The sequence below is a fragment of the Amycolatopsis sp. NPDC058278 genome (assembly GCF_042881395.1).
In the GTDB taxonomy this organism is placed as follows: Bacteria; Actinomycetota; Actinomycetes; order Mycobacteriales; family Pseudonocardiaceae; genus Amycolatopsis.
This window is the reverse complement of the sequence record NZ_JBHVXZ010000038.1, coordinates 67,044-77,817: the sequence shown is the minus strand read 5'-3', so window position 1 is coordinate 77,817 and position 10,774 is coordinate 67,044. Positions and strand designations below refer to the sequence as shown.

General features: G+C 70.4%; 11 protein-coding genes. 5 read left to right on the top strand and 6 right to left on the bottom strand.

Annotated elements, in window-relative coordinates:
* Window positions 1-51 precede the first annotated feature (51 nt).
* A complete protein-coding gene (locus ACFVYA_RS21265; protein WP_387047235.1) occupies window positions 52-540 on the bottom strand; it encodes an enoyl-CoA hydratase-related protein in 489 nt (162 codons plus the stop codon).
* Window positions 541-719: 179 nt separating this feature from the next.
* On the opposite strand from ACFVYA_RS21265, the gene ACFVYA_RS21260 reads away from it, so the two are divergent.
* Window positions 720-1,214, top strand: coding sequence for a winged helix-turn-helix transcriptional regulator (locus ACFVYA_RS21260; protein WP_387047233.1), 495 nt, complete (start codon window positions 720-722; stop codon window positions 1,212-1,214).
* Here ACFVYA_RS21260 and ACFVYA_RS21255 read toward each other — a convergent pair.
* The 5 genes from ACFVYA_RS21255 to ACFVYA_RS21235 form a co-directional block, all read right to left on the bottom strand.
* Complete coding sequence (locus ACFVYA_RS21255) at window positions 1,201-2,106, bottom strand: undecaprenyl-diphosphate phosphatase (protein ID WP_387047232.1); 906 nt, start codon at window positions 2,104-2,106, stop codon at window positions 1,201-1,203. The two genes, ACFVYA_RS21260 and ACFVYA_RS21255, sit on opposite strands and share 14 nt — an antisense overlap.
* A gap of 67 nt (window positions 2,107-2,173) precedes the next feature.
* Window positions 2,174-4,183: a glycosyltransferase family 4 protein gene (locus tag ACFVYA_RS21250; protein ID WP_387047230.1), complete on the bottom strand. Its 2,010-nt coding sequence runs from the start codon at window positions 4,181-4,183 to the stop codon at window positions 2,174-2,176.
* Window positions 4,180-4,803 carry a DUF998 domain-containing protein gene (locus tag ACFVYA_RS21245; RefSeq protein ID WP_387047228.1) on the bottom strand — a complete coding sequence of 208 codons (624 nt, stop codon included), beginning with the start codon at window positions 4,801-4,803 and terminating at the stop codon, window positions 4,180-4,182. The genes ACFVYA_RS21250 and ACFVYA_RS21245 overlap by 4 nt, the downstream gene beginning before the upstream one ends.
* Before the next feature lie 56 nt (window positions 4,804-4,859).
* Entirely contained in the window at window positions 4,860-6,254 is a 1,395-nt protein-coding gene (locus tag ACFVYA_RS21240; protein ID WP_387047226.1) for an ATP-binding protein, read from the bottom strand.
* Window positions 6,251-6,946, bottom strand: a complete 696-nt coding sequence (locus ACFVYA_RS21235) for a response regulator transcription factor (protein ID WP_387047224.1) — start codon at window positions 6,944-6,946, stop codon at window positions 6,251-6,253. The genes ACFVYA_RS21240 and ACFVYA_RS21235 overlap by 4 nt, the downstream gene beginning before the upstream one ends.
* Window positions 6,947-7,107: 161 nt before the next feature.
* Here ACFVYA_RS21235 and ACFVYA_RS21230 point away from each other — a divergent pair, with 161 nt between their 5' ends.
* The 4 genes from ACFVYA_RS21230 (at window position 7,108) to ACFVYA_RS21215 (ending at window position 10,530) form a co-directional block, all read left to right on the top strand.
* Window positions 7,108-7,572 (top strand): DUF1707 domain-containing protein, encoded by a 465-nt coding sequence (locus ACFVYA_RS21230; protein ID WP_387047221.1) that lies wholly within the window; start codon window positions 7,108-7,110, stop codon window positions 7,570-7,572.
* A 307-nt stretch (window positions 7,573-7,879) separates the two neighbouring features.
* On the top strand, window positions 7,880-8,284 hold the full coding sequence (locus ACFVYA_RS21225; RefSeq protein ID WP_387047219.1) for a DUF1003 domain-containing protein: 405 nt from the start codon (window positions 7,880-7,882) through the stop codon (window positions 8,282-8,284).
* 282 nt (window positions 8,285-8,566) lie between these two features.
* The gene (locus ACFVYA_RS21220) at window positions 8,567-10,240 is read left to right on the top strand and encodes a sodium:solute symporter family protein (RefSeq protein WP_387047217.1); all 1,674 of its coding nucleotides are present in this window, start codon (window positions 8,567-8,569) and stop codon (window positions 10,238-10,240) included.
* 11 nt (window positions 10,241-10,251) lie between these two features.
* Window positions 10,252-10,530 (top strand): hypothetical protein, encoded by a 279-nt coding sequence (locus ACFVYA_RS21215; RefSeq protein ID WP_387047215.1) that lies wholly within the window; start codon window positions 10,252-10,254, stop codon window positions 10,528-10,530.
* Window positions 10,531-10,774 lie beyond the last annotated feature (244 nt).

Sequence of the window (10,774 nt, the reverse complement as noted above, 5' to 3'; positions counted from 1 at the left end):
CAGATCGTGCCGCGAGGAGCTGCTGTCGCCAGACTCGGGAGCGGTGGCCGGCTATCCGGCCAAAGCGCCCTGCGGCTGAGCGGCCAGCCGCAGGGCGAGATCAATCAGATGCCCGGGGGAACAGTGCAGCTCCACCAGTCCGGCGGCCACCGCCGCTCTCGGCTGGAGACGCAGCGCACGCCGGGACGAGGGCTCGACGGCTCCTCCGGACATGATCCGGACGTCGGCTGTTTCGGCCAGTGCGTAGCCGGCGCCGATCGCGTCACCGTTGATGGCGGCCACCATGGGAAGCGGGTGCGAGCGCAGTGCGCTCAGCACCCCCGGCAGGCGGTTCAGCGCGTCGGTCCGGGCCGGGCACGGTGCGGTCTCCACGTCGGGGGCGAAAACGCCGCCGACGCCGGTGAGGACGATCGGCCGGCGGGGACCGATGTAGGTGATGGCCGCGGCCAAACCGTCCAGCAGGACGGAATCCAGCACTGCGGGCGTCGCCGTGCGGATGCGCACCACGATCGCGTCCCGCCGATAGTCCAGGTCGAGCATCACGGCCTCCTTGGCGCCGCCCCGAATCTTACGAGCGGGCCGGCCATTCTTCGTCTCACTTTGAGACACCGGGCAGTGTTAAGCGCGTGACCGCGGAAGCGTTACTCCCGCCCGGTCCGGTAACGCGTCGGTGTTCCGGATGAACCGTCCGGAAATGATTCCCGGGTGCACTGATCGGCATGAACTTCGAGCTCGACGGCCGGCACCGGCCGGTGATCGTGATCGGCGGTGGCCAGGCGGGAGGGGTTCGGGCTGGCGGCGATGGAGGCGCTGGCCGCCGCGGTGCCGGTGGTGACGCGCGACTGCCCGTGCTGCGGGAGGTCTTCGGTGAGGTGGCGCGGTTCGCCGACGGCCCGCCCGGCTTCGCCAGGCAGTCGACCGGCCTGCGCGACGGCCCGCTGCGTTTCTCGGAACTGCACACCAAGATCGAGGGCATCAGCGAGAAGATGCTGGCCAAGACGCTTCGCACGCTGGTGGGAGACGGCTTGATCGTGCGTACGGTGCATCCTTCGACGCCGCCGATGGTCAGCTATGGGCTGTCAAAGCTCGGCGAAGGCATCACGCAGCTCCTCCACGGGTTGATGAGCTGGATCGGGGAGCACGCTGCCGACGTGCACACCGCCCGGACGGCCCACCGGGAAGGAACCGACCCGGCTCGTCTCAGCGGAGGGTGAGCACGGCCAGCGCACCCGCTCCGGCGAGCACGCAGTAGATCGCGAACGGCGTCAGGGTCCGCGAGTGGAAGTAGCGGGTGAGGAACCGGACCGCGAGGTAGGCGCTGACGAACGAGGCGACGCTGCCGGCGAGCACCTGGCCGTGGATGCCGGTGCCGAGCGGGCCGAACAGGTCCGGGATCTTCAGCACCCCGGCCGCGAGGATCACCGGCGTGGCCAGCAGGAAGGAGAAGCGGGCGGCGTCTTCGCGCGACAGCCCGCGCAGCAGCCCGGCGACCATCGTGCCGCCGGACCGGCTGATCCCGGGCAGCAGGGCCAGTACCTGGGCAGCCCCGATCAGCGTGCCGCGGCCGAGCGACATCCGGGACAGCCGATCATCGGCCGCGGCGTCCGCGTCGGCGGCCGCACCGGGAGCGTCGGCCGGGACGGCGGTCGCGTTCGCCCGGCGGCGCAGTAGTTCGCCGCCGTAGAGGACCACGCCGTTGGCGATCAGGAACGCCGCGGCCGGGATCGGCTTGCCGAGCGTGGTGCGGAAGAGGTGTTCCAGCAACAGCCCGCTGACCCCCACCGGGATGGTGGCGAGCACGATCAGCCAGGCGAGCCGCTCGGCGGACGTCTGGACCCGGCGGTGCCGGATCGAGCTGACGAACCCGCCGATGATGCGGGCCCAGTCGCGGCGGAAGAAAAGCAGCAGCGCGGCGGCGGTGGCGACGTGCAGCCCGACGATGAACGCCAGGTACGGCGACTCCGGAGCCGACACGTCGAGGTCCTTCGCCCACTGCCCGCCGACGACCGCGGGGATCAGCACGGAATGGCCGAGGCTGGAGACCGGGAACAGCTCGGTGATGCCCTGGAAGGCACCGACGACGATCGCCTCGAAGTAGTCCAGCACGGTGCCTTCCCGAGTTCGGTGCTACGCGGATGGAGAAATACTGCGGGTCTTGCCCGGGTCTGGCGGGCTATGCGGTCTGGGGAACCATGGCCGGCGCGGGCAGGCCGAGCAGGATCAGGTACTGGGCCTCGAAAGTGGCCAGCGCGCCATCGATGTCGTGGCGGGCGACGAGAGCCCTGGACGCCGCCCCCATCGTGGCGCGGGCGGCCGGATCCGCGGCCAGGTCGGCGATCCACCGCGAGATGGTGGTGATCGCGCCCGGTGCGAAGAGGTAGCCGTTGGTGCCGTGGTGCACGAGGTGCGGGAGGGCGAGCGCGTCGGCGGCGACCACGGGCAGGCCTGCGGCCATCGCCTCCATCGTGGCTAGGCTCTGCAGCTCGGCCGTGCCGGGCATGCAGAACACGTCGGCCTCGGCGTACCGGCGGACGAGTTCGGCGTCGGAGACGAAGCCGTGGAACGTCACGCGATCGGTGAGGCCCAGCTCGGCGGCGAGCGTCTCGAGGTCGTGACGGCGGGTGCCGTCGCCGACGAGGTCCGCGCGGACGTGCGGCAGCGGGGCGAGGGCGCGCAGCAGCTGGTCGATGTTCTTCTCCGCGTCCAGGCGGCCGACGAACAGCACCGACATCGGCCCGTCGCCCGGGCGGACGGCGGACGCGGCGTAGTGCGCGAGATCGATGCCGCACGAAACGACCTGCACCGGCCGGTCGAGCCCGATCCTGGCGAGCACTTCGGCCGCCCGCGGCGTCGGCGTGGTCACGATCCGCGCGTCGCGGTAGACGCGCAGCAGATCCCACCAGGCCCACCGGGCGATCGAGTCCTTGACCCGCCGCGGGAAGGGCGTGTAGCCGAGCAGGTTGTCCGGCATGAAGTGGTTTGTGGCCATGCCAGGCAGCCCGCGCTCGGCCGCGGCTTCGAGCAGGGCGCGGCCGACGCCGAAGTGGGCCTGGACGTGGACGACGTCGGGACGCAGCCGGTCCAGCAGCGGACCGACCTCCTTACGGGCGCCGCCCGGCGTGCAGAACCGGTAGTCGCCGTGGAACGGGATGGCCCGGGAGCGGATCCGGTGGACGGCATAGCCGTCGCGCTCCTCGGTGCGCGATGGACCGTCGGCGGACGGGCAGGCGACGTGGACGTCGTGGCCGCGCGCGGCAAGCCCACGAGCCAGCCGTTCGGCGAAGAACGACGCGCCGTTGACGTTGGGCGGGAAGGTGTCGGCGCCGATCAGGATGCGAAGGCCGGACGGGTGCTCGGGCACGGAGTTCTCCTTGGCTCGGGACGGATCTTGCGAGAGGGCACCGGCGAGCACGCGCACACCGGCGAGAGCGACGAAAGCGGCCGCGGCCGCGAGGACCGCGGTGGTCGCGGTGAGGTGCGGCGCTTCGCCGTAGGCCAGGGCGGCCACGGCGACGGCGGTCAGCGGGTCGAGCACGGTCGTGGTGCCGACGACGACCGCGGTGTGCCCGGCGGCGTAGGCGCGGTGCAGGACGACCCCACCGGCGCCCAGCAGGAGCACCGCCTGCGCACCGAGCAGGACGGCGGCTGCGAGCGGCTGGGTGACGGCGGCGTGCACGACCGCCGAGCCGAGTCCGAAGAGGACGGCCGCGGCCCCGGCCAGCACGGCACAGCTCGCCCGGGCGAACCAGACGACCGCGGCCAGCACGAACCCGGCCAGCGCGACCGACTCGGCCGCTCCCCAGCTGATCGACGTGTGCGTGGTGGCGGACGCGGCGAGCGTGACGAAGCCCGCGACGCCGAGCAGGACCAGGATCACGGCGCCGAGGACCCGGCGGTTGCGGGCCCGACGGGCGAAGACGACCGTGAGGACGAGGCTGAAGACGCCCAGTGGCTGGACGACGGGAAGCGGAGCGAGGGACAGGGCGGCGACGTGCAGCAGGCTCCCGCCGGTGGCCAGCGACGTCCCTGCCCACCATCCGCGCGACCGCAGCAGCCGGGCGAGGGTGCGCAGCCGAGGCGTGCCCTCGATGGCCAGCTCGGTGACCTCGTCGTGCTGGCGAGTGGCCGCCGCCGCGAAGAGAACGGCGGCCAGCAGGGCGCACGCAATGGCTAGGGCGGTCATCGGACGGCCCGCCGCAGCGCGGTCGCCGTGGTGGCGATGATCAGAAACTCGGCCAGCAGCGCGACGCGTTCGAGCAGACCGGCCGGGAGCCAGCCGACGATCTGCGCGCTGCCGAACGCCGCCGCGGTCACGACTCCCGCGACCGCGCCACGCCGGAGGGGGCTCGCGGCGGCGAGCCAGCGGGTGTCGGTCCGCAGGCGCCTGCTCAACGTCCACGCGGCCAGCGGGAGACTGGCGAACAGCACGGCCCCGCCGGCGCGGTGGATCTCCCCGGACGCCGTCGGGTCCGTGGCGCTGAGGTTGCTGCGGAACAGCAGGACCACGACGAGCCCGGCCGTCCACAACAGGAACAGGGCGCTCACGAGGGGCGTCCGGGGCAGCGCGGCGAGGTGAGCGGCGACCGCCAGCGCCGCGGCGGCCGCGAGCAGGAGCATGACGGCAACCGCGAACAGGAACCGGCCACCGCGGTGCCAGGCGTAGTCGCTGACCGGGTCACGCCAAGGGCTGACATTTCCGGCGAAACCGAGGGTCAGCCCGGCGATGATGACCTGGGCGACGGCGGCCATCACCAGCGTCAGGGTCGCCAGCGGAGTGGGCGAGAGCGCGGACCGTGGAGTCACCCCTCAGACGGTGGTGCCCGTCCATGAGAGCTCGATGAAGATCACGCGCGGTTTCGTTAAGAAGCGGCCGCCGGGAGGACCAGGTCGAAGCGAGCGCCCCCGGAATCGGCTCGGCCGGCCTCGGCGCGGCCGCCGTGCTGGGTGAGCACTTGGTCGACGATGGCCAGTCCGAGGCCCGAGCCGGGCAGGGCGCGGGCGGCGTCGGCCCGGTAGAACCGCTCGAACACGTGCGGCAGATCGGCTTCGGCGATTCCCGGGCCTTCGTCATCGACCCGGACGCGCACCGCGTCCGGCGTCACCGACATCGTCACCTGCACGGTTCCGCCGGGTGGTGACCACTTCGCGGCGTTGTCCAGGACGTTCAGCAGGGCGCGTTCGAGGGCGGCCGGCCGGACGAGGATCTCGGCCTCGGTCAGCTCGGCGGTGAAGGACACCTTCGGCCACCGCGACCGGGTGCGTTCCAGTGCCGAACCGACGACATCGGCCAGTGCCACCCGTTCAGGCACTTCGCTCGGCCGTTCCCCGGTGGACAGGTCGACCAGTTCGCCGATCAGCGCGGTCAGCTCGACGGCCTGGGTGTCGAGGTCGGCCAGCAGCCGCGACCGGTCCTCGGCCGAAAGCTGCCGCTGCGGGTTCGCCTCGGCGTGGATGAGCAACTCGATGTTGTTGCGCAGGCTCGTCAACGGCGTGCGCAGCTCGTGGCCGGCGTCCTCGACCAGCCGCCGCTGCTCGTCGCGGGAGCGGCTCAACGCGCCCAGCATCGCGTTGAACGCCGTGGCCAGCCTGCCGATCTCCCCGGCCGCGGTGACTTCGATGGCCGCGGAAAGCTCCTGCGTCCGGGCGACGTTCTCGGCCGCGGCGGTCAGGTCGTCGACCGGGCGCAGCGCCGACCGGGCGATCAACCGGCCCACCAGCGTCGCCCCGACGACCCCGGCCAGTGACACGACGACGAGCCAGAAACCCAGCCGGCCGAGCGTGTCCTCGACGTCCTCGGAGTCCTGGGCGACCTCGACTGTGCCCCCGTCGGACCGCTGGGCCGTCCACACCCGGAATCGGTCGCCGTCGATCCGGCGGGTGTCGGAGGTGCGACCGAGCGCGCCCGAGGCCGGCGGCGCTTCCGATGGCAGGGGCGGGATGAAGGGTTTGTCGCCTGCCGTGCCGGTGACGACGCCGGTGGGGGACAGGAACTGCACGGTCAGGCCGCCGCCGCGGCCGGGTCCGTCCCGGTTCTCGGTGGAGCGAAGTGTTGCCAGCGCTTCGGCCGGGGACGAGGTCTTGGCCGCGAGCTGGGCGTAGGATTGCAGCCGGGCGTCGAACTGGTCGAAGAGATCCGCGCGGGTGATGCTCCAGGAAATCGCCGACACCAGCACCACGGCGATCGCTACGGCGGCGGCCACCAGGACACCGAGCCGCGCGCGCAGCGAAAGCCGGTGCCACCGAGGGCGTTTCACAGCGGCTCCTCGCGCAGCACGTAGCCGACCCCGCGCACGGTGTGCAGCAGCCGGGGTTCGCCGTCGGCCTCCAGTTTGCGTCGCAGGTAGCTGACGTAGACGTCGAGCCCGTTGGACGCGGTGCCGAAGTCGTAGCCCCACACGTTTTCGAACATCACGGTCCGGGTCAGCACGATCCGCGGGTGGCGCAGGAACGTCTCCAGCATCGCGAACTCGGTCCGGGTCAGGTGCAGAGGACGGTCGCCGCGGAACACTTCCCGTGTCGCGGGGTCCAGGGTCACGTCCGCGAACCGCAGCGCCGCGGGGGCCGACGATGCGGGCGGGGCGTTGTACTCGGTGCGGCGGAGCAGCGCGCGCACACGCGCCAGCAGTTCCTGCAGCGCGAAGGGCTTGACGAGGTAGTCGTCGGCGCCGGCGTCTAGGCCCGCCACCCGGTCGGTCACGCCGGTCCGGGCGGTCAGCATGAGGACCGGCACGGTGTTGCCTTCGGCCCGCAGCACCCGGCACACCTCCAGGCCGCCGAGCACCGGCATGGTGACGTCGAGTAGCACGCCGTCGGGTGATTCGTCGCGGACCAGCTTGAGCCCGGCCGCGCCATCACCGGCGACGGAGACGGTATAGCCCTCGAAGCGCAGGGTCCGCGACAGCGAGTTCTGCAAGGCCGTCTCGTCGTCGACGATCACCAAGTGCACGCGGCGTTCCTTCGTCCGGCTGATGATGACACAGGGTAACTGTAGTTGAGAGTGGCGCGGAGGGCGGCAACTCTCATCGAACATTAACGTTCGACCGGGCCGAGTGCCGTTTTCCGCGGTTAACCTCGCAACAAGGCGTATCCGACACGAAGGAGGAGACAATGAGTGAGAATCCGGCCGGCTCGACGCCGCCCACGGACACCGCGGACGGGATCCGCTGCTCGGATGCGGAACGTGAGCAGGTCCGGGCCGCGCTCTACGCGGCGGCCGGTGAAGGCCGGTTGACGATGGACGAAGTCGAAGAACGCCTGGCGCGGATCGGAGAAATCCGCTTCCGCCACGAACTCGCGGAGGTGACCGCGGATCTGCCCGCCCCCTTGCCGGATGCGGCGCCGGGCTGGCGGCCGATCGTGGCCGCCGCTCGCCGGAACCTCGCCGCCGACCTCGCGGTGCTGCTCGGGCGCGCCCCAGAACCGGCCCCCGGCCGCCGTCGGCTGCTGATGGTCGTGACTGTCCTCATCGGACTCGTGGTCGCCGCGGCGATCGTTCTCGCCGCTGTGCACGGCTTCGGTGGCGACGGTTTCGAGCCCCACGGAATCGACGCGGGCGAGCACGGTCACGGCTGACGCCGCGGTCGACGGGCGGCAGACTCCAGCGCGGGCGGGCGGGGCAGAAAGCCGAGGGCGAGTGCGGCTTCGTGCTCGCCGTGCCGGGACTATAAGGCGGTGAGCGCGTCCTCTTGCGGGCTGCGCCGGTGCCGCCACCGCGGACGTTCTGGTAGGTGCTGCGACAGCACCCCGGTCGTGAGCAGATTCATGACCGAAGGGCTTCGGTTTCACCGGCCGCTTGTTATCGGCGGCGACGCGCGTGTAGGAACGGACACTCAAGCCGGATCAGTCGGTCCGGCTCCGACCTCCGGTTCCGGGAGATGACGTGCCGCCCGAATTCACCGACAGCTCACCGCACCACCCAGTTGTCCTGGCACACCGAGCACAGCGACATGACGATCTTCAGCTCCGGATCGCCGACGCGATCACCGCGTTCGCCGGCTCCATGCGGTTCGTCTACATCCACGCTGTGCTGTTCGCAGTCTGGATGGTCTTCATCGAGTCGGATCCGTGGCCCAAACTCACCCTGATCGTGTCCCTCGAAGCGATCTTCCTGTCGACATTCGTCATGGTCGGACAGAACCGTCAGGCCGCGTTCCAGCAGGCCAAGGCCGATCACGATTTCACTGAGCAGGACCAAGAGCTCAAGACCAACACAGAATTGACCCGTGAGATCCATGTCCTCACGGTCGAACTGCACCGGCGCCTGATCGAGGACGTCGACCGGTGAGCCCGGTGGCCTGCAGCGGCAGCTAGGCGGCGGAGGAGGAGTCCGGCGCGAAACCGGCAGCGCGGCAGGTTCCAGCCGCCGGCGTTCAGCTGCCCCACGATTGACGTTGGTCACGGCACCGTCATCCCGGAGCGGCCAACTCCGCTACCCGCTAGCAGGAAGCCGGACCCCCTCCTGGCCACAACCCGCGGATGGCGGCTGGTGGGGATGCGTGACCGCGTCACGAACGGAGATCCTTTCTTTGCCGGTAAAGAGTGTTACCCGAGCAGGAAGAAGGGTCTCGTGGGCAATCCGCTGCGGATCGGCGCCAGTCCGGTGGATTACGTGCTGGTTTTCGTCTACTTCGTCGTGGTGCTGGGGATCGGTGTGGCCGCGCGCCGGCGAGTCTCCGACAGCCTCGACTTCTTCCTGTCGGGGCGGTCGCTGTCCGCGTGGGTCACCGGCCTGGCGTTCATCTCGGCGAACCTGGGCGCCGTCGAGATCATCGGCATGTCGGCCAACGGCGCCGAGTACGGCATGCCGACCGTGCACTACTACTGGATCGGCGCTATCCCGGCCATGCTCTTCCTGGGCGTGGTGATGATGCCCTTCTACTACGGCTCGAAAGTGCGCAGCGTCCCGGAATTCATGCTCCGCCGTTTCGGCCCCGGCGCGCATCTGGTGAACGCGATCAGCTTCGCCCTCGCGCAGGTGCTGATCGCAGGCATCAACCTGTTCCTGCTGGCCACCGTGGTCAACGGCCTGCTCGGATGGCCGTTGTGGGTGGCCCTCCTCGTCGCCGCGGCGATCGTGCTCAGCTACATCACCCTGGGTGGGCTGTCGGCGGCCATCTACAACGAGGTCCTGCAGTTCTTCGTCATCGTCGCCGCGCTGCTGCCGCTCACCCTCATCGGGCTGCACCGCGTCGGCGGCATCGGCGGCCTGATCGACAAGGTGACCCACAGCGCGGGCGGTGGCGCCGAGCAGCTCAGATCGTGGCCGGGCAACCAGCTCTCCGGGTTCGGCAACTCGTTCCTCTCGGTCGTCGGCATCGTCTTCGGCCTGGGTTTCGTGCTGTCCTTCGGTTACTGGACGACCAACTTCGTCGAGGTCCAGCGCGCGATGGCCACCAAGTCGATGTCGGCGGCGCGGAGCACACCCATCATCGGCTCGTTCCCGAAGATGTTCATCCCGTTCGTCGTGGTGATTCCCGGCATGATCGCCAGCGTTCTCGTGCCCGAGATCATGCGGATCAAGGCAGGCGGCCAAGCCGAGGGCGTCACCTACAACGACTCGATCCTGCTGCTGTTGCGCGACGTGCTCCCCAACGGCCTCCTCGGCGTCGCTCTGGCGGGCCTGCTCGCCGCGTTCATGGCGGGGATGGCGGCCAACGTGTCTGCGTTCAACACCGTCTTCAGCTACGACATCTGGCAGCGGTACGTCAAGAAGGACCGGCCCGACGGCCACTACCTCAAGGTCGGCAGGTGGGCGACCGTCGTCGCGACGGTGCTGGCCATCGGCACGGCGCTCATCGCGTCGGGTTACAGCAACCTGATGAACTACCTGCAGACCCTGTTCGGGTTCTTCAACGCACCGCTGTTCGCCACCTTCATCCTCGGCATGTTCTGGAAACGGATGACCGCGACCGCGGGCTGGGTCGGCCTGGTGTCCGGCACCGTGAGCGCGGTCATCGTGTGGGTTCTGGACCAGGTCGGCGTCATCAGCCTGCCCGGTCAGGGCGCGGCGTTCGTGGCCGCCGGGGTGGCGTTCGTCGTCGACGTCGTGGTCAGCGTCGGAACCAGCTTGGCGACGGCGCCCAAACCGGCGGCCGAGCTGGCCGGGCTCGTCTACTCGGAGACACCCGCGGCGCAGCGCACCGACCCGGAGGCGAGCCGGCTGCCCTGGTTCCGGTCGCCGGCCAAGCTCGCGGGCATCTCCCTGGTGCTCGTCATCGCCCTCAACCTGATCTTCCGATGAAGGAGCAACACATGAGCAACGCACGGCACAGCGCCGGGGCCTTCGACATCCGCAACGTCATCGCCGCCCTGTTCGGCTTCTACGGGATCGTGCTGATCGTCATGGGGATCGTCGCGGACTCTCCCGCCGACCGGGCCAGGACCGGCGACGTGAACGCCAACCTGTGGGCCGGCATCGCCATGGCCGTCGTCGCCGTCATCTTCGTGGTGTGGACCCGGCTGCGCCCGGTGATCATCGAGCGGGATCCGGAGACCCACGGACGACCGGCCGCTCGCGGAGGGCTGTCATGAGTGACCACGAGCCAGGTGACCCCGATGCCGTGGCTGAGAAGGCACAGTGGCCACGGGCACGGCGATCGCTGTCGAGCGGAAGAAGCGGCTGGATCGCGGCCGTCGTGTCGATGTGTGCGGTGCTCGGGCTTTCCGCCTGTGACGCCACTTCCTCGTCGCCGACGGCCACGTCACCGTCGGCGACAGCAGGCCCCGGCACGCCCGGCTCCGGCGGCGGATCCAACGCTCGGTCCGGACCGGCGGC